General features: G+C 45.0%; 20 protein-coding genes and 2 tRNA genes. 11 read left to right on the forward strand and 11 right to left on the reverse strand.

The genetic code is table 11. From position 1 onward, the window contains the following. Positions 1–6: 6 nt before the first annotated feature. From F9L33_RS02135 to guaA, 3 genes are all read right to left on the reverse strand, one after another. On the reverse strand, positions 7–459 hold the full coding sequence (locus F9L33_RS02135; protein WP_152141083.1) for an isoprenylcysteine carboxylmethyltransferase family protein: 453 nt from the start codon (positions 457–459) through the stop codon (positions 7–9). 91 nt (positions 460–550) lie between these two features. Then, positions 551–1234 carry a class I SAM-dependent methyltransferase gene (locus F9L33_RS02140; protein WP_152141084.1) on the reverse strand — a complete coding sequence of 228 codons (684 nt, stop codon included), beginning with the start codon at positions 1232–1234 and terminating at the stop codon, positions 551–553. Positions 1235–1268: 34 nt separating this feature from the next. After that, complete coding sequence (gene guaA / locus F9L33_RS02145; RefSeq protein ID WP_152141085.1) at positions 1269–2831, reverse strand: glutamine-hydrolyzing GMP synthase; 1563 nt, start codon at positions 2829–2831, stop codon at positions 1269–1271. 169 nt (positions 2832–3000) lie between these two features. Here guaA and F9L33_RS02150 point away from each other — a divergent pair, with 169 nt between their 5' ends. Continuing rightward, on the forward strand, positions 3001–4557 hold the full coding sequence (locus tag F9L33_RS02150; protein WP_152141086.1) for a trimethylamine methyltransferase family protein: 1557 nt from the start codon (positions 3001–3003) through the stop codon (positions 4555–4557). Here the strand turns inward: F9L33_RS02150 and F9L33_RS02155 are convergent. Next, positions 4554–4841 carry a DUF6477 family protein gene (locus F9L33_RS02155; RefSeq protein WP_152141087.1) on the reverse strand — a complete coding sequence of 96 codons (288 nt, stop codon included), beginning with the start codon at positions 4839–4841 and terminating at the stop codon, positions 4554–4556. The two genes, F9L33_RS02150 and F9L33_RS02155, sit on opposite strands and share 4 nt — an antisense overlap. Positions 4842–5027: 186 nt before the next feature. Here F9L33_RS02155 and F9L33_RS02160 point away from each other — a divergent pair, with 186 nt between their 5' ends. Then, the gene (locus F9L33_RS02160; RefSeq protein ID WP_152141088.1) at positions 5028–6092 is read left to right on the forward strand and encodes a DUF6456 domain-containing protein; all 1065 of its coding nucleotides are present in this window, start codon (positions 5028–5030) and stop codon (positions 6090–6092) included. On the opposite strand, the gene tpiA is transcribed toward F9L33_RS02160, so the two are convergent. Next, a complete protein-coding gene (gene tpiA / locus F9L33_RS02165) occupies positions 6089–6826 on the reverse strand; it encodes a triose-phosphate isomerase (RefSeq protein WP_152141089.1) in 738 nt (245 codons plus the stop codon). The genes F9L33_RS02160 and tpiA overlap by 4 nt on opposite strands. Positions 6827–6831: 5 nt before the next feature. Continuing rightward, positions 6832–7182 (reverse strand): iron-sulfur cluster assembly accessory protein, encoded by a 351-nt coding sequence (locus F9L33_RS02170; protein WP_152141090.1) that lies wholly within the window; start codon positions 7180–7182, stop codon positions 6832–6834. Positions 7183–7259: 77 nt separating this feature from the next. Here F9L33_RS02170 and F9L33_RS02175 point away from each other — a divergent pair, with 77 nt between their 5' ends. Beyond that, positions 7260–8285, forward strand: coding sequence for a DUF418 domain-containing protein (locus F9L33_RS02175; protein WP_152141091.1), 1026 nt, complete (start codon positions 7260–7262; stop codon positions 8283–8285). Positions 8286–8322: 37 nt separating this feature from the next. On the opposite strand, the gene F9L33_RS02180 is transcribed toward F9L33_RS02175, so the two are convergent. Further along, a complete protein-coding gene (locus F9L33_RS02180; protein WP_152141092.1) occupies positions 8323–9531 on the reverse strand; it encodes a glycerophosphodiester phosphodiesterase family protein in 1209 nt (402 codons plus the stop codon). An 89-nt stretch (positions 9532–9620) separates the two neighbouring features. After that, positions 9621–9983, reverse strand: coding sequence for a DUF59 domain-containing protein (locus F9L33_RS02185; RefSeq protein WP_152141093.1), 363 nt, complete (start codon positions 9981–9983; stop codon positions 9621–9623). A 73-nt stretch (positions 9984–10056) separates the two neighbouring features. Here F9L33_RS02185 and tgt point away from each other — a divergent pair, with 73 nt between their 5' ends. From tgt to F9L33_RS02210, 5 genes are all read left to right on the forward strand, one after another. Beyond that, positions 10057–11187: a tRNA guanosine(34) transglycosylase Tgt gene (gene tgt / locus F9L33_RS02190; RefSeq protein ID WP_152141094.1), complete on the forward strand. Its 1131-nt coding sequence runs from the start codon at positions 10057–10059 to the stop codon at positions 11185–11187. A gap of 201 nt (positions 11188–11388) precedes the next feature. Continuing rightward, positions 11389–13800, forward strand: a complete 2412-nt coding sequence (gene lon / locus F9L33_RS02195) for an endopeptidase La (protein WP_152141095.1) — start codon at positions 11389–11391, stop codon at positions 13798–13800. 108 nt (positions 13801–13908) lie between these two features. After that, positions 13909–14289 (forward strand): HU family DNA-binding protein, encoded by a 381-nt coding sequence (locus tag F9L33_RS02200; protein ID WP_152141096.1) that lies wholly within the window; start codon positions 13909–13911, stop codon positions 14287–14289. 52 nt (positions 14290–14341) lie between these two features. Beyond that, a tRNA-Val gene (locus F9L33_RS02205) sits at positions 14342–14417 on the forward strand. Between the two features lie 120 nt (positions 14418–14537). Further along, positions 14538–15044 (forward strand): DUF882 domain-containing protein, encoded by a 507-nt coding sequence (locus tag F9L33_RS02210; protein WP_152141097.1) that lies wholly within the window; start codon positions 14538–14540, stop codon positions 15042–15044. Positions 15045–15086: 42 nt separating this feature from the next. Here F9L33_RS02210 and F9L33_RS02215 read toward each other — a convergent pair whose 3' ends face one another. Both F9L33_RS02215 and upp read right to left on the reverse strand, forming a co-directional pair. Then, on the reverse strand, positions 15087–16346 hold the full coding sequence (locus tag F9L33_RS02215; RefSeq protein WP_152141098.1) for a uracil-xanthine permease family protein: 1260 nt from the start codon (positions 16344–16346) through the stop codon (positions 15087–15089). Between the two features lie 174 nt (positions 16347–16520). Beyond that, positions 16521–17153 carry a uracil phosphoribosyltransferase gene (gene upp, locus F9L33_RS02220; RefSeq protein WP_152141099.1) on the reverse strand — a complete coding sequence of 211 codons (633 nt, stop codon included), beginning with the start codon at positions 17151–17153 and terminating at the stop codon, positions 16521–16523. A 218-nt stretch (positions 17154–17371) separates the two neighbouring features. On the opposite strand from upp, the gene F9L33_RS02225 reads away from it, so the two are divergent. Then, positions 17372–17448, forward strand: a tRNA-Asp gene (locus F9L33_RS02225). A gap of 51 nt (positions 17449–17499) precedes the next feature. Here F9L33_RS02225 and F9L33_RS02230 read toward each other — a convergent pair. Further along, a complete protein-coding gene (locus F9L33_RS02230) occupies positions 17500–18024 on the reverse strand; it encodes a MaoC family dehydratase (protein WP_226803905.1) in 525 nt (174 codons plus the stop codon). A 215-nt stretch (positions 18025–18239) separates the two neighbouring features. Between F9L33_RS02230 and rplU the strand changes: the two genes are divergently transcribed. Beyond that, entirely contained in the window at positions 18240–18767 is a 528-nt protein-coding gene (rplU, locus tag F9L33_RS02235) for a 50S ribosomal protein L21 (protein WP_152141100.1), read from the forward strand. An 11-nt stretch (positions 18768–18778) separates the two neighbouring features. Next, a complete protein-coding gene (rpmA, locus tag F9L33_RS02240) occupies positions 18779–19048 on the forward strand; it encodes a 50S ribosomal protein L27 (protein WP_152141101.1) in 270 nt (89 codons plus the stop codon). The last annotated feature ends 34 nt before the right edge of the window (positions 19049–19082 follow it).

The following is a 19082-nucleotide window of genomic DNA, read 5'->3' on the forward strand; positions in this document are numbered from 1 at the left end:
TTTGGATTAAATCCAACGACGGACTGTATTGCAATAGTTTGTGTAACTTTGCCCAAAGATAACTTGAAGAGCTTCTTCTTCGGGGATGATCTGATAACGGTTCATATATTGAATGAAAGCTGGGATCGCGAGCAACCCAAACAAGCTGCCAAAATATATACAAAACCCAGTTAAAATCATGGCCATGCCAACATACATAGGATTGCGTGATTGCGCGAAGAGCCCAGTGTCAACTAATGAACTGGCGGTTTCTGGTTGCATCGGATTGATTGTCGTAGAGGCTTTTCTGAACTGAACATTTGCAATGATAATTGCAATCAAACCTGTAAGGATGCACCCGAATGCAATGGACAGAAATCTACCAAAATATTCATTTGGGGCTGATATCGATGATAAATAGGCCAACCCGATAAAGATGAGTGTCACAATGGGTGGTGGTATCTTTTTTTCTAGGTTCATTCGTTCTAATTCTTTTCGTACGGTGATTTTCACAATACCGTAGATTACGTGGTAAATACGTTCAAGCTACATTGGAATAATATCAATTACTTCATTTTGTGAATTGCTGCATGAAACGTTCTTTATCTATGCGTGTGCGTTCTTTTCGGGCAGCATTTATCAATTTTTCTGGCATATTTATATGTGATATACCCTTGAGTGGCTTTGTCATAAACCAAGATGGATATTTTGAATAACCACTGTGTTCCGTTTTTCCTGTGACATTTACTGTTTTATCAAGTTGACTTGCGAAATGATTGACAGCCCATTTAACCAAAGGCCAATCATCGTGGTAATCATCGCCTGCCATTATGCCGCCCGGCTTTAATTTCTGGTACCACTTTATCAAAGTTGTGCCGCCTTCTTCGCCAGTATGAGCATAGCCATCAACATAAATGAAATCAAAAAAGTCATCTTTAAATAAATCGATAGCATCATCAAAAGTCATACGAAGAAGTTTGTAATTTCGTCTTATACCAATGTGCTTTAAGGCTTTTTTATATTCTTCTGTGTCATGAGTGTCGGCATATACATCAACGCCATAGAATTGACGGAACTTTCCAGAGTCCATCATGCGTTTGGAAAAAACTCCAGAAGCAACACCAAGTTCTATGCCGAAGTTTGTTCCATCTGTAAGTTCATCAACAACATTATGGCGGAATAAATTTGGGTGCTTTTGAATGCGAACTATTGGAGTATTTTGCTTTGCAAGCGATTTTACTTCGTCCGTATTCATAATCCCTCCTACAGTTAAACTGTTTTTAACTTACTTATTCCCACTCAATGGTTCCAGGTGGTTTTGATGTGATATCGTAAGTCACGCGGTTGATACCTTCGACCTCGTTGATGATGCGTGTTGCTGTTTCACCAAGAAACTCGTGGCTGTATGGATAGTAATCGGCTGTCATACCGTCCACAGATGTAACAGCACGTAGTGCGCATGCATAATCATATGTACGACCATCGCCCATTACACCAACGGTGCGAACTGGCAGGATCGCAACAAAGGCTTGCCAGATATCGTCATACAGCCCGTGTTTGCGGATTTGATCGATATATACTGCATCGGCTTTGCGTAGAATTTCCAATTTCGGGCGTGTGATTTCACCTGGGCAACGGATTGCAAGACCTGGACCTGGGAAGGGATGACGTCCTACAAAACTTTCAGGGAGGCCAAGTTCACGGCCCAATGCACGCACTTCGTCTTTGAAGAGTTCACGTAGAGGCTCAACCAGCTTCATTCCCATCTTTTCAGGAAGTCCGCCCACGTTATGGTGTGATTTGATCGTGACCGATGGTCCGCCAGAAAAGCTAACACTTTCAATAACATCTGGGTACAGTGTACCTTGAGCAAGGAACTTTGCGCCGCCTACGGATTTTGCGTGTTTTTCGAATACATCAATAAACAACTTGCCAATAATCTTACGCTTGGTTTCTGGGTCGGATTGCCCGTCCAATTCGCCAAGGAACAATTCTTGTTCTTCGGCGTGGATCAATTTCATCTTGTAATGGTCACGGAACATTTTGACGACTTCTTCGCCTTCGCCCATACGCAGCAGGCCATGATCCACAAACACACATGTCAATTGGTCCCCAATTGCTTCGTGTATCAAAACGGCTGCAACCGAACTGTCTACACCGCCTGATAAGCCACAAATAACTTGTTCGTCGCCCACTTGTTCACGAATAGCAGCAATCGCTTGTTCGCGGTAGGCGCCCATTGTCCAGTCACCTGTGAAGCCAGCGAGTTTCACAAAGTTTTCGTATAGCTTTGCACCATTTGGTGTGTGATGCACTTCTGGATGGAATTGCACAGCAAAGAAATTACGATCAAGATCAGCGGTTACAGCGTAAGGGGCGTTTGGCGATGTGCCGTAAACCTTAAAGCCGTCAGCGATTTTGGATACGTGGTCGCCGTGGCTCATCCAGACTTGTTCTTTATCGTCTGCGAACCAACCCTCAAGAATAGAAAGTTTATCGTCGGTTGGTGTTACATAAGCACGACCGAATTCTGCGGTGCCGTGACCACGATCCACTTGGCCGCCTAATTGGCTCATCATTACTTGTTGGCCATAACAGATGCCAAGCACTGGCAAACCCATATCAAACAGGGCCTGTGGTGCGCGCGGGCTGTCTTCGTCAATCACGCTGCATGGGCCACCTGATAGGATTACGGCCTTTGGTGCGAAGTCTTTGATAAAGGCTTCATCAACATTTTGATAAGGGTGGATTTCGCAATAAACGCTCAACTCGCGTAAGCGACGCGCGATAAGCTGCGTAACTTGGCTGCCGAAGTCTATGATTAAAAGGCGGTCATGTGATTGTGTGCTCATGAGCGGGGTTTATTAACCTACGCGGATTCGCGCAAGAGCTGTTTGCGCAAGGCCGTTATGATGAAACCGACAGATATGTCGCTCATGTCACAAATTGTGCGAATTTGCGGGATGGGAAATGTGCTAATAGATTAGGGTGAACTGGAAACATTACATCTGGGGATTCTAAATGTCAGAAGCAGCCACATCCGAACGTTCAGGTCGTCGTCGTGTACGCGGAGGTGGCGGTGCCGCACGCCGCGCAGAGCGTACAGCCGTTAAAATAGAAGCGGCAAAGTATATCGAGCGTAACATTCCGAACTTTGAAGTTCTGAATGAAGAGGCACTGCAAATCATTGAAACCAATGCGGAAACGATTTTGGAAGAAGTTGGTGTTAACTTTCTAGATAACCCAGCAGCATTGGATCTTTGGCGCGAAGCGGGGGCAGATGTTGATGGTGAACGTGTCCGCATTCCACGTGGTTTGGCACGCAAATTGATTGCAACTGCGCCGTCTGAATATGTACAATATGCGCGCAATCCTGATCGCAATGTGCGTGTCGGTGGCAATTCTATGGTGTTGGCACCTGTCTACGGGCCTCCGTTCGTGCGCGATATAGATGGTGGCCGTCGGTATGCAACGATGGATGATTTCCAAAAGTTTGTGAAACTGACATATATGTCCAAATGGCTGCATCATTCGGGTGGGACTGTGTGTGAGCCAACGGATGTTGCGGTTAATAAACGTCACTTGGATATGCTTTACGCACATATGACGCTAAGTGATAAGCCATATATGGGGTCTGTTACGGCACCTGAACGGGCAGAAGATTCTGTAAAGATGTCTGAAATCCTGTTTGGTGAAAGCGTTGCCAACAAAACGGTTATGACATCGCTTATCAACATCAACTCTCCGATGACGTTTGACGATATCATGATGGGTGCGATGGAGATTTATGCAAAGAACAACCAAGCTTGTATTGTATCCCCCTTCATTGTGGGTGGTGCTATGGCGCCTGTTTCTGTTGCAGGAACACTTACGCAAGTATTGGCAGAAGGCTTAGCAGGGGTTGCGTATAATCAGTTGTGTAACCCAGGTGCGCCTGTGATTTTTGGTGCTTTTGTGACATCCATCGATATGAACTCTGGTGCGCCGACATTTGGTACGCCCGAAGCCAGCAAAATCCTATATGGTGCTGGTCAATTGGCGCGGCGTCTTGGCTTACCATTTCGTTCGGGGGGATCCCTTTGTGGGTCGAAGCTGCCTGATGCACAGGCCGCTTATGAAACAGCGAATACATTGAATGCTGCGTTATTGGGCGGTGTAAACTTCTGTCTGCATGCCGCTGGTTGGTTAGAGGGCGGTTTGGTTGCCTCTTTTGAGAAATTCGTGATGGATGCAGATCAGTTGGGTGTTTTACACTCTGTAGCTGAAGGCGTTGATATGTCTGAGAATGGCCAAGGTATGGGTGCTATTCGTGAAGTGGGGCCAGGTGGTCACTATCTGGGATGTGAACATACGCAAGCCAATTTCAAAAGCGCTTTCTGGCGGTCTGAGGTTTTGGATTACAAACCGTATGAAACTTGGGAAGAAGATGGCGCAAAAGATACAATGACACTTGCCAATGAACGGGTGAAAAAGTTGCTGAATGATTATCAGCAACCTACCATTGATCCAGCCGTTGATGAAGCGTTGAAAGCTTACATTACAAAACGCAAAGAAAGCGAACCAGACGCTTTTGGTTAAGTAACCCGCGCTTTCGGCAACAGATATAATTCTTGCAGCAATGCGGTCATGATTTGAATGTGTTTGTTCATATCATAGGCCGCATTTCCGCTTTTACGGGCCTCTTCCAATTCAATTTCACGATCGCTGAGGTGCGTGATATTCTGATTGTGATCGGATAAGGCACGTGCCCCCAATATCTTTTTAAGATCAGTTTCTCTGCGATAGCTTTGCAGGCCAATTTTTGCGGCTTGCATCAAAATTTTCGGGCGTAAAATTTTTTGAAAAATCTCAGTTGGGTACATTCTCATCTCCTTTTTGGATGAGTATCGGACAGAATTTCAAGTGTTGCGTATTTTGTAACAGTGCGAACGTATCGTTTTCTATTGATTACGATTTGGAAACAATGATTGGCTCACCGTGTTAATTTTAAAGAGTTTTTCAGGAGTTCAATCTTAATTTGTATTAACCAAAAATGAACGGAGGGAGATTTGCAGACCGTTTCGCTGCCAGAATTACAAGAATACATTGATCACGTTGAAAAAGGTATTTCATTACGCCGTATTGCCCAAAGGGATGGGGTGCATCCCTCTACAGTTTTGCGCAGGGTCCGCAAAATTGAAGCAAAGCGCGATGACCCGCTTTTAGATGATATTTTGACGCGTATTGGTCAAAAAAAACCTATTTTAAAGACACAGAAAGAACCAAAAATGATTGCAGAAGCCTTAAATAATTCAGCGCAAACCGATAAAGATATAATGCGTATTTTGCGTCGATTATCGGAACAGAACTCATTTTTAGTAATGTCGCTAGATTTACCAAAAGCTGTCGTGATGCGAGGAGCAGGTAAAAATCAGGTGCGATCGGCTGTTTTATCACGAGACCTTGGTCAGGATTTATTGGTTAAGGATTTTATAGAATTGATTGGTGGGGGGAAGTTTAACCGTTATGAGATCACCCATGCAGGGCGATTGGCTTTGAAACGTATGGCATCTGAAGTGCAATCGCAAAAGCAACCACAAGGATTTGCCGAAGCAGTCACACCGTTTCAAGGTCAGCATATTGAATGGGGGGAGCGTACGGTTTCAAGCGATGATGGTAAATCGCGTGAACAAATACGGGTGAACTTGCGTGAAAGTCCAATCAATTCTTTAGGTCGTAAAAAAGGTAAGAATGGAGAACCGTTCTTGGGGCAAGATTTATTACAAGCAGGCGAACGATTGCGCGAAGATTTTGAATTGGCGCAAATGGGACCACGTGTTGCGCAAAACTGGGATCGGTTTTTGGTTGGTTCTGATCGAGGCAACTTTGGATCTAGCGAAGGTGGTGGATCATCACAGGCGCAAAGCCGCTTTCATAAAGCGTTAACGGCTTTAGGGCCTGGATTGGGGGATATTGCATTGCGCTGTTGTTGTTTTCTGGAAGGTTTGGAAGCCGCAGAAAAGCGTATGGGTTGGTCGGCACGTTCGGGCAAAGTGGTATTGCGCATTGCACTGCAACGTTTGCGTTCGCATTATAATGAAGCTTACGGCGGTGTGTCTGACCGTATTGGTTAACTTAATGCTGCTATAACTTGAGAGAAGTCAGCCGCTTTCAGGCTGGCTCCGCCCACCAAACCGCCATCCACATTGGATACGGCCGCAATATCAGCAGCATTCTTAGGGTTCATGGAACCGCCGTATAGCAAACGAACAGAGCGCCCAACACCTTCTCCAAAGCGGCGTTCAAGACGCATACGAATAAAATCGTGAACTTCGCCTATTTGATCCAATGTTGGTGTCAAACCTGTGCCAATCGCCCAAACGGGCTCGTAAGCGACCACAAGATTTTCACCAGTGGCATTATCAGGAATAGAAGCTGCCAATTGCCCGCCAATGATATCAATGGTGTTTGACGCTTCACGTTGGGCAAGGCTTTCACCGACGCAGACAATTGCAGTTAAGCCATTGCTCCAAGCCGTTCTAGTTTTCTCGCGCACAAGTTCATCCGTTTCTCCGTGATCTTCGCGACGTTCTGAATGACCAAGGATAACGTATTGTGCGCCGCAATCCGCCAACATAGCGGCAGAGATATCGCCAGTATGGGCCCCAGAGGCATCTGCATGGCAATCTTGGCCGCCAACGATGATGTCGTTTGAGATAGAGGTCATAGACTGCACCAATGTGGCAGGGGGACAAATAAGCACTTCACAAGATGCTTTTACAGCTACTTCTGATAATGTTTTGATTTCCTGCAAGCTTTCCCGCAGGCCATTCATCTTCCAATTGCCCGCCGCCAATTTTTTGCGCATTTTAATTACATACCTTCAAATTTAATAGATTCACCACATCCACATGCCTCAGAGACATTTGGGTTGTTGAATTTAAAGCCCGCTTCCAAAAGCGAGACCTCATAGTCAATTTCAGTGCCAAACAAAAACATTTGAGCCATAGGTGCAATCATCACCACGGCGCCGTTTTGTTCTACAACCTCATCATTTGGATCAATCTCATCGACATAATCCATTGTGTATTCCATACCTGCGCAGCCGCCTTTTTTGACGCCTACACGCAGGCCTTTTTTGCCACCATCAGACATAAGCTTTGCGATTTGAACCGCAGCTTTTTCAGTGATTGTGACCGCTTGTTTTCCAGGGATCCCGAACATTTTATCCGTTCCATCTCATATGTTTAATTTGTATGTAGTACGAGAAACCGCATTGCTCAAGAGATAGGACATCATTCATGTCATCAAATAAGCGTTTAGTAGGGTTAGACTTCGCGCGATTTTGCGCATTTGTTGGTATGGTGTTGGTCAATTTTCGTATTGTATTAACTCCCGAAGCCAATCAAAGCGCATTTGTGAATTTTTTTGAGGGTAAGGCGGCTGCTTTATTTGTGGTGCTTGCAGGTGTTGGATTGGGTCTGGCTTTTGCTAAAAATAAGCTTTCCTATACCGTAATATTAAAGCGTGCCGCATTCCTGATGATTTTAGGATTGTTGAACTCTTTGATCTTTCCCGCTGATATTATTCATTATTATGCAGTTTACTTTGCATTCGGATGCTGGTTCTTGCCCTTACCCAAACGTGGTTTAATATTGGCGATCATTGTTGTTGTTATGGTTTCCTTCACAGGATTACTTGCCTTGAATTACGATGTTGGATGGGACTGGAAAACATTAGAATACGAAGGGTTTTGGACGCCAGACGGCTTTATAAGAAACCTATTTTATAATGGTTGGCATCCTGTTTTCCCTTGGATCGCGTTTTTGCTTTACGGAATGTGGTTGTCGAAAATTGATATAGTGACGCATGCGCAAAATCTGGCTGTTTATGGTTTCGTTATATGTGCAGTCTTAATCGTGATTTCTGGGTTCATTTCACCTATTTTAAACGAAATTGAGACTGATCTAGGTCTTTTAACAGGTGTTGTCCCAGTTCCGCCTACACCCTTTTATGTTGGTGTTGGCATAAGTGGAGCAACGGTTGCGATCGGTATTTGTGAACTTTTATTTAAACTTGATTGGATGAAACCACTGTTGCGTTTGATGAGCAAAGCGGGGCGGATCAGCCTAACGCTTTATATTGCGCATATCGTGATTGGTATGGGGATGTTTGAAGAGTTGGGATGGATTGGTGCTTTGACTGAAAATCAATCTATCATTGCAAGTTTGGTTTTTTGTGTCCTATCAATGCTTTTCGCCACTTTATGGATGCGGATGCATAAGGCGGGACCGCTAGAGTTATTGATGCGAAAAATCGCAGGGTAGAAGCCCCCCATTCATATGGAGGCTTCTGCTTTACATTTTAGCTTTGCGAGCCAATGCCCATGCAATTTGCATAGTATGTTGTTGTTGCTGGCCAATCAGAGAACATGCCTTTGATGCCAACCTCTTGTGCAAGCACATCCAACAACTCGAAATACATCGCATCGTTATTTGTGGCTTCTTTGATCGTTTGGAAATACCAACCGCCGCCGTCTGCCAATGGGCCAGAGCGTTCCAATGTCCATGTAATCAGGTTCAGACCAGCAGCATTTGCTTCTTTTGCATATGTGCTTGGAACTATTTTATCATTTTCCAATGCAACCAAAGCCCACATTGGTGGTGCGATATAATTCACACCCATTGCTTTTAGATCAGACATCTTATGTACCCAAGTTTCAGGTTTCTGTGGCGACCAACCTTCGATGTCATAACTGTCGTCCAAGTAAACCGCCTGTTTGCCGAATTCTGGTTCGTTTTCAATCCAGTATAGAACGTCTTCAAGGTTAAACGACTGTGCCCAAACATCTGATGCAGGCACGCCAGCGGCTTTGTATTCATCGATCATTTTTTGCGCGTAATCATCTTGTGAAAACCCATCGAATGGCATTTCAACAGACGGTGTTTTCAATTCTGGTGTGAACTTAACGCCAAGCTTTTTGAAGTGTTCGATTGTTTCGGCATGTGTCATCACAGTGCCTTTGGTTGCATAAAGGTCTGTGCGCCAGTTAGCGGTTGCATTCAGAAATGCATCCAATGTCTTTGCATCACTGTCAGAAGCGTCCATTTTACCGTTTAGTGTTTTAAACTCTGCCAATGTGATGTCAGATGCACGACATTCTGCAGATGCAGGTGTGTCACCATTTGCTGGGCTAAAGCCAGCCGTACACTTAGGAGCCAGATCTGTTGCAAGGATATTCGTTGTTGTGTGCAAGTCGTTTTGTGCATGACGACACACCAGCTCTTTGTCAGCAGTGAAGGTTACATCACACTCCACAATACCAGCGCCCATTGTTGCAGCAGCATTATAAGATTCTTTTGTATGCTCTGGGAACATCATTGCTGCACCACGGTGGCCGATTGAAAAATCATTCTTTTGGAATGTCATGTCAGCACATGAAGCCAGTTTCTGTTTTAATGGGCCGTCCTGCATTTGATCGATCAAATAAGCGGGGCGTGGGCCAAGCTGAACTGTACCTGCAACCGCAGCGGCTGGGATCAGTGTTGTCAGTAATAGAGATAAACGCAGCATAATTTTCTCCTAGATTTGCTTTGCTCCAGCAACCCTAGGATTAGTTTATGACAATTGTGATTATGTTATGTGACGCTTTAATAAAATCTTTACATAAAGCCCAATTCAAGGCGGGCTTCGTCAGACATCATATCCATGCCCCACTGTGGTTCCCAGATCAGGTGAACTGAAACAGATTGTACACCTGGCAATGGTTCAACAGCTTCTTCGACCCAACCTGGCATTTCACCAGCCACTGGGCAGCCAGGTGCTGTAAGGCTCATCAGGATATTCACAACACCTTCATCGCTGATTTCGATTGTATAAATCAGACCCAAATCAAAGATGTTTACAGGGATCTCGGGATCATGCACCGTGCGACATGCTTCGCAGATGGTATCGTATAAAGGGTGTTCCGTTGTCGAAGGTTTGATCAACGGTGTACCTTCCATGGGTGCGTCTTCAGCGGACATAATTTGTAATCTCTCTTGGAATTCCTGACTAAACATATAAGAAAAGATTTCAGAAACGTCCAGTGAGATTAATATGACAAAACGCTTTGATTTTGAACTGCTTAACACAGATGGCATGGCGAGACGGGGAATCGTTAAGACGCCAAAGGGTGATATTCAGACACCTGCGTTCATGCCTGTGGGCACAGCAGCGACGGTAAAAGCGATGATGCCTGAAAGCGTTGCAGCGACAGGTGCAGAGATATTACTGGGCAATACCTATCATCTGATGCTGCGTCCAGGGGCGGAACGTGTTCATAATTTGGGTGGTCTGCATAAGTTCATGAATTGGGATAAACCAATTTTGACAGATTCGGGTGGATTTCAAGTGATGAGCTTGGCGGATTTGCGCAAATTAACCGAAGAGGGCGTAAAGTTTCGCAGCCATGTAGATGGATCGGAACATAACTTGACGCCAGAACGGTCTATGGAGATACAAAGATTGCTGGGCTCTGATATCGTTATGGCGTTTGATGAGTGTACACCGTACCCAGCGACAGAAAAACAAGCGCGTGAGAGCATGGAATTGTCTATGCGTTGGGCACAACGATCCCGCGATGCGTTTGGTGATCGCCCAGGATATGCGCTGTTTGGCATCCAACAAGGTAGCACATTCCAAGATATGCGAGCCGAAAGTGCGGAAGCTTTGCAAAAAGTTGATTTCGATGGGTATGCCATTGGTGGTTTGGCTGTGGGTGAGGGGCAGGAAATGATGTTTGATGTCCTAAATTACGCCCCACAACAGTTACCAACGGATAAACCACGGTATTTGATGGGCGTGGGCAAACCAGACGACTTGGTGGGGGCTGTTCAACGTGGTGTAGACATGTTTGATTGCGTGTTACCTTCGCGTTCTGGCCGCACAGGGCAGGGGTTAACGCGTATGGGTGCCATTAACCTAAAGAATGCGCGACACAAAGATGATCCGCGTCCATTGGATGAAAAATGCACATGTCCGTGCTGTACAAAATATTCACGTGCGTATTTGCATCATACGATCAAATGCCATGAGATTATCGGCTCAATGTTGCTGACGTGGCATAACTTACATTATTATCAAGAGCTTATGGCGGGGATGCGTGAAGCCATTTCTAATAATGCATTGGAAAAATTTGTGAAAACCTTCCATGCAATGCGTGAACAAGGCGATATTGAGCCAATTTAATGCAGATTGGGTTGTGTAACCCCTTATCTACTCTTGCGACTCTTACTGGAAACGTTCACAATCGATGCCATAAAGATGAGCGGTGTAAGGATTGACTTACCCATAAAAAACACCAAATAAAGCTCACACCAATTGGAGAAACACGGGCGTTGCTGGGAAAACTGGGGCGCAAAGGTTTCTTGCTAAAACAAAGGAAACAGTATGTCAGACGCGAGCAGCGTATCTTATCCAGTCCTTCCACTGCGTGATATTGTGGTTTTTCCACATATGATCGTACCGCTTTTTGTAGGCCGCGAAAAATCAGTGCGCGCCCTAGAAGCCGTTATGGACGACAATAAAGAAATTCTATTGTCCAGCCAGATTGACCCATCAGAAGATGAGCCAACAGAAGAAACAATCTACCCATCAGGTGTTTTGGCCAGCGTTCTACAGCTGCTGAAATTGCCAGACGGCACTGTAAAAGTGTTGGTAGAGGGTTTGCGCCGTGTTCAAATCACTGAATACATGGACAATCCTGATTATTTCGAAGCTTCTGCAGATTTCTTAGAAGAAACAGCAAATGATCCAGCCGCGATTGAAGCGCTAAGCCGTTCTGTATCTAAAGAATTCGAGCGTTATGCGAAGCTAAATAAATCGATCCCAGAAGAAGCGCTAACCGCTGTTGCCAAAACAGATGGTGCTGACAAACTTGCCGATACAGTTGCAGGTCACTTGTCTATTCGTGTGGATCAAAAACAAGAATTGCTTGAAACACTTGATCTGTCAGAACGTTTGGAAAAAATCTTTGGCTTGATGCAGGGCGAAATGTCTGTGCTGAAGGTCGAGAAAAAGATTAAGTCACGCGTGAAGAACCAGATGGAACGCACGCAGCGCGAATATTATCTGAACGAACAAATGAAAGCGATCCAACAAGAGTTGGGTGATGGTGAGCAAGGTGGTGGTGATGAACTTGCTGAACTAGAGCAACAGATCAACAACACGAAGTTTTCCAAAGAGGCTAAGGAAAAAGCATTGGGTGAGTTGAAAAAACTGCGCCAAATGTCCCCTATGTCTGCGGAAGCAACAGTTGTGCGCAACTATCTGGACTGGATGTTGTCTATTCCTTGGGGCGTTAAATCCCGTGTGAAAAAAGACCTTGGTCGTGCTGAACAAATTCTTGACGCAGATCATTATGGTTTGGAAAAAGTCAAAGAACGCATTGTTGAATATCTAGCGGTACAAAAACGATCTGCGAAATTGAAAGGCCCAATCCTATGCCTTGTTGGTCCTCCAGGCGTTGGTAAAACCTCGCTTGGTAAGTCTGTTGCGAAAGCAACTGGTCGTGAATTTATTCGCGTGTCCCTTGGTGGTGTACGTGATGAAAGCGAAATTCGCGGTCACCGTCGAACTTATATCGGTTCTATGCCAGGTAAAATCATCCAAGCGATGAAAAAAGCGAAAACGACAAACCCGCTGATTTTGTTGGATGAAATCGACAAAATGGGCCAAGATTTCCGTGGTGACCCTGCCAGTGCTATGCTTGAGGTTCTGGACCCAGAGCAAAACGGCACGTTCTCGGATCACTATATGGAAGTTGAATACGACCTGTCTAATGTGATGTTCCTAACAACGGCGAACTCTTACAACATGCCGGGCCCATTGCTGGATCGCATGGAAATTATCAGCTTGTCTGGATATACAGAACAAGAGAAGTTAGAGATTGCCAAACGTCACTTGTTATCTAAGCAATTGAAAAATCACGGCCTCCGTGATGGCGAACTGGTCCTTGATGACGATGCATTACTTGAAATGGTACGTGTTTATACGCGTGAAGCGGGTGTTCGTAATTTGGAACGTGAGCTTGCTAAGCTTTGCAGGAAAGCAATTACTGAGATTGTTAAAGGCAAGGCAAAAACAGTTCATGTTACGGCGGATAATGTCGACGATTATTTGGGTGTGAAACGTTTTAAATATGGCCTTGCCGAAGAAACAGACCAAGTTGGTGTTGTAACGGGCCTTGCCTATACATCTGTTGGCGGTGAATTGCTGTCTATTGAGGCACTGAAATTGCCAGGTAAAGGTCGCATGAAAACGACCGGTAAGTTGGGCGATGTAATGAAGGAAAGCATCGATGCTGCATCTTCATTTGTACGTTCGATTAGCCCTGAGATTGGTGTGAAACCTCCGCAGTTTGAAAAGATCGACATTCACGTACACGTTCCAGAAGGAGCGACCCCAAAAGATGGTCCGTCTGCGGGTGTTGGTATGGTGACATCAATCGTATCTGTTTTAACGGGTATCGCTGTGCGTAAAGATATTGCAATGACAGGTGAAGTTACCTTGCGTGGTCATGTGCTACCTATTGGCGGCTTGAAAGAGAAGCTTTTGGCGGCATTGCGTGGCGGTATCAAAACTGTATTGATCCCACGTGACAATGAAAAAGATCTGCAAGATATTCCGGATATTGTTAAAGATGGTATGGAAATTATCCCTGTAGATGTTGTTGCGGATGTATTGAAGCATGCATTGGTTGCAACACCAGAGTCGATTGAATGGGATGAAGCGGCAGAAGAAGCCGCCGCAACTGCACTTGCAGCTGAAAAAAATGCGACAAATCCAACAATCGCACACTAAATATAGATTAAAATCTTAAAAATAACGCTACCAGTTGATAAAATTGGTGGCGTTTTTTTATGTTTGCGATTAGCATAAAGCCATAAAATAATAAAAGTGGGGCAAACAATGGCTACGGCAACAAAGAAATCTAAGACAACAAAAGCTGCAGAAAAAGCGAAAGCTGAAGTTGTTGAAGTAGAAGAAACAGCGACAGATACAGAAGAAGTATCTGATGAACCTGTAAAAGTAATTGATCCAAATATGATCAAGAAAAAAGACATCTATGATCATGTAACAGTATCGACTGGCCTACGTAAACGCGATGTTCGCGAAGCAGTAGACAGTCTTTTGGAATATCTAAACAAATGTTTGGCTGAAGGTAAAACTGTTCAGATTCCACCATTGGGTAAAATCCGTTCAATAGAACGTGGATCTGGTGAAAATACAAAGCTGCATTATAAGCTGAATCTAAAAAATAATGATGATGCTGAAAAAAAAGCAAGTTAAGTGAAAATGGCTCTTGAAGCCTCTGCAAACTCTCTCTAAAAGCCCACTCAGCGGGTGATTAGCTCAGTTGGTAGAGCGCTTCGTTTACACCGAAGATGTCAGGAGTTCGAGTCTCTTATCACCCACCATAAAATGCCGCCTAATGGGCGGCTTTTTGCTTTCGGCGTAAATTCTCTTATATATCCTAACGTTTCGTTTTCCATTCTGTACGACTTTCTCTATGTGGCGTGAAAAATGGAAATCGAGCAATGTATCAGCGACGTACTTTTATAACTGCCTTGGCAGCTCAGTCTCTTGTCTTGGCAACACCAGCAGTTGCGCGCGAGAAGCCGACATTGGCGTTAGAGCGTCAAAGAACTGGTGAAAAATTTCAATGTGAATTTGGGCGCCGTGGTATCAAAGATAAGGATTTGAAATCTTTAAACTGGATATTGCGCGATGTAAGTGCAGGTGAGGTTAAATTTATGGACCTTGAGCTTTATGAAGTTCTAGCACGTATTCAGGCGCAATTTTCTGGCGCGCCATTAATGATAAAGTCTGGTTATAGAACCCGTAAAACCAATTCAGCCATCCGTGGGGCTGCGCGCAAAAGTAAACACGTTGAAGGCCGCGCTGTTGATTTCACAATTAGAGGCGTGAAAACCTTTGATTTAGTAAAAGTCGCTCAAGCAAATGGAGCAGGTGGTGTGGGGTATTACCCACGACGTGGCTTTATTCATGTTGATACAGGTCAAGAAAGGTACTGGCGCCGTTAAAAAGGCCTAAGAATAGTCTCTTAGGCCTTTTGTCATGTGATATTACTCAGCTGATTTAGGCAAGAATAGGTTTAGTAAAACACCCAATACGCCTGCAAGGCCAATGCCGCCCAGTGCAAAGCCGCCGCCGAATTGAATGGCAAGTCCACCGACACCAACAACCAAGATGATAGAGATGATGGACATATTGCGTGCATCAGACAGGTCATCTTTTGCTTTCATCAAAACTGACAAGCCGACTGTTGTGATAAGACCAAACATAAGGATCATAATCCCGCCCATCACAGGCATAGGGATTGTGCCCAGCAATGCACCCAACTTACCAACAAAGGCCAAGATGATTGCGAATATGGCCGCCCATGTCATCACACCTGGGTTAAAGGCTTTGGTCAGCGTAACTGCACCAGTTACTTCTGAATATGTCGTGTTTGGTGGGCCACCCAATAGGCCAGCAGCAGTAGTAGCAAGACCATCCCCCAGCATTGTATTTTGAATGCCAGGCTTTTCCAGATAATCCTTTTTTGTCACACCGCCGATGGCAACGATATCACCAAAGTGTTCGATTGCAGGCGCAATGGCAACTGGTAGGATGTATAGAATGGCCGCAAGTTGGAATTCTGGTGCTACGAATGCCGGAACCGCGAACCAAGGCGCGCTGCCAACATTACCGAAGTTCACCAGACCTGTTCCCATAAGCGGGCCAATGATGAGTGATGCAATGTATCCCACAACAATACCAACGATAATTGGCACGATTTTCATCATACCTTTACCAAGGATAGCGGTTAATACAGTGGCTGCTAATGTAATAGCGGCAATGACCAGTGATGTTGATTTTGGAAAGATTTGATCTGTTCCTGCAACACCAGACGCCATGTTAATTGCAATAGGGGCCAAAGATAGACCAATTACCATGATCACAGGTCCAACAACCACGGGCGGCAATAGACGATGTATGAAACCACTGCCAAAAGCACGTACAGCAAAGCTGATGGCGACGTAAAAAAGTCCAGCAAAGGCTAAGCCTCCTGTTGTGGCTGCCATACCCCATGTTTGCACGCCGTATATTATGGGTGCGATAAAAGCAAAGGATGATGCCAGAAATACGGGTACTTGGCCTTTGGTGACAAGTTGAAACACTAGCGTGCCCAAACCCGCTGTGAATAGGGCCACATTCGGATCAAGCCCTGTAAGAATTGGCACCAACACCAAAGCACCAAAGGCCACAAAGAGCATTTGTGCACCTACGACGGCATTTTCTGGACCAAATGAATAGTCTGTATTTTGAGCTGAATGACTCATTTTCCCTCCTTCTTGGCTTTGCGCCAATGGATTATAGTTGTGCGTTTTTATCGTTGGATTTTATTACCGACCTCAAATCGCACTCTCGTTTAGTGGAGGCGATCAATCGAGGAAAGCATTGCCTCAAACGATGCGAAAATCAAGAAATATATACTATATTTATGCGCCCGTTACTTACTGCGTACCAAATATACGATCGCCAGCATCCCCAAGGCCTGGCATAATGTACCCATTCTCGTTCAAACAATCATCAAGTGATGCTGTTACAATAGGCACATCTGGATGTGCGGCTTTCATACGTGCCACGCCTTCTGGGGCTGCTAATAAGCATAAGAAGACGATGTTTTTTGCGCCTGCTTCTTTCAACATATCAATTGCAGCCGCCGAAGAGTTACCCGTAGCCAACATTGGATCCACAGCAATCACCAAACGTTTGTCGATTTCTGAAGGCACTTTGAAATAGTATTTTACGGGTTTTAACGTTTCCTCGTCACGGTACAACCCAACAAAACCAACACGTGCTGATGGAATCAAATCCAACATTCCGTCCAACAGACCATTCCCGGCGCGCAGGATGGAAACCAGTGCCAATTTTTTACCTTCAACAGTTGGTGCATCTATCGTCAGCATTGGTGTATCGATAGATTTCGTCGTAAGCGGCAAATCACGTGTTACTTCATAGGCTAGCAGATGGCTGATTTCGCGCAGCAATTGGCGAAACTGATTTGATGGCGTAGTTTTGTCCCGCATGATCGTTAACTTATGTTGGATAAGAGGGTGATCAACGACGGTAAGATGCTTAGTCATAAGGGGCACTTTCGGTTTTGTGGCATGACGTAGCCTAACCAAGTAAAATACAGGCTGTCCAGTACGAACCAAAACTGTTTTCGAGGGGAATTCAATCTGTGAAAATATTTTTTACAGAAATGTCATTTTGTCGTGCGAACGTGCTTGACGCACCAGATGTTAAACCCTAAAAGCCACCTCACAGCAAACAGCTCGTCTGGATGTTGTAACGGAAAAGCGCGGTTGTAGCTCAGCTGGTTAGAGTGCCGGCCTGTCACGCCGGAGGTCGCGGGTTCGAGCCCCGTCAACCGCGCCATTCCATTAAAAAAAGCCCCAAGTTCACCAGAACTCGGGGCTTTTTTAATACTTAAAGTTCCCCAGACACCAATAACGTTAACCAAGTTCCGATCATCGCAGGCTTTTCATTGTCTTTGATATGCACACGCACTTCATTTTCTGACAGATACTGACCTTCGCGCCTTTTACTGATTTTCTTTAACGTGAATTCGCCACGAATTTCAGCACCACTTGGAACAGGTTCCAGAAAGCGAACGCGGTTTAATCCATAATTAATCACCAACTCATGATCCTTTAACTGTGGAACGCGGTCTTTGTACATCTGAGTGATTAAAGACAACGTAAGAAAACCATGTGCAATCGCACCGCCAAATGGCGTGTCTTCTTTGGCGCGTTCTGGATCATTATGGATGAATTGATAATCGCCTGTTACATCGCAAAACCCATCAATCATATCTTGACCAATACGCATCCAATCGGAATGTCCAAGAGTTTCGCCCTGTAAGGCTTCGTAAGCCGCTAAATCAATCTTTTCTGGCATTGTGATCACCTCTATAATTTGGGATAATGTGTCATATGGATCAGGTGCTGCCAACAACCTAAATTCCCTTTGTTTATTGGGCAAAAGCGCTTGACTTTAAACAGTAATCCGACGATAAGCCGCCCACCAAGCGACTCTTCGCTTGGGTATATTTTCATATCGCATCGAAAGATGCGCGCTGTTTGAAGGCGCGATTTAATCGCTAAACAATTGTAATTACTTGAGTAATTCAACGGGCCACAAGACGCGGAAGTTAAAGGATAGCGCAGATGTTTGCGGTACTAAAAACTGGTGGTAAGCAGTATAAAGTTGCCAGCGGAGATATTCTTCGTGTTGAAAAAGTGACTGGCAATGCTGGTGACACAGTTCAATTCAATGAGATTCTAATGGTTGGTGGCGATAAGCCAACAATTGGTGTTCCGACTGTTGCGGGCGCTGCGGTTCAAGCTGAAATTCTTGAGCAAGGCAAAGGCCCAAAGGTTATCAACTATGTTAAACGTCGTCGTAAGCACAGCTCGCAACGTAAAAAAGGTCACCGTCAACAGATCACTGTTCTTCGTGTAACAGACATCTTGGCTAAAGGTGGAGATAAGTCTGGTGTAGCAGCTGCAGATAACGGTACAGGTTTTGTACCAGGTGCTGTAGAAGCAAAACCAGTGGCTAAAAAGCCAGCGGCAAAGAAACCAGCAGCGAAAAAAGCGGCTCCTAAAAAAGCAGCTAAAGCTGAAGCGAAACCAGCAGCAAAAAAAGCAGCGCCTAAGAAAAAAGCGCCAGCTAAAAAAGCTGCAGATAAGTAAGGACTAGCGATATGGCACATAAAAAAGCAGGCGGTTCATCCCGTAACGGTCGCGACTCCGCGGGTCGTCGTTTAGGCGTTAAAAAATTCGGTGGCGAATTGGTTATCCCTGGCAACATCATTGCACGTCAGCGTGGCAACAAGTGGTGGCCAGGTGAAAATGTTGGTCAAGGTAAAGATCACACATTGTTCGCAACTGTTGAAGGTCACGTATCTTTCAAAAAAGGCTTCAAAGGCCGTACATTCGTTTCTGTTCTTCCGGCGGCCGAGGCTGCGGAATAAGCTGATTTGAAGCGAAACATAATGTTTTGAAAGG

The sequence above is a fragment of the Amylibacter sp. SFDW26 genome (assembly GCF_009184395.1).
Lineage (GTDB): Bacteria > Pseudomonadota > Alphaproteobacteria > Rhodobacterales > Rhodobacteraceae > Amylibacter.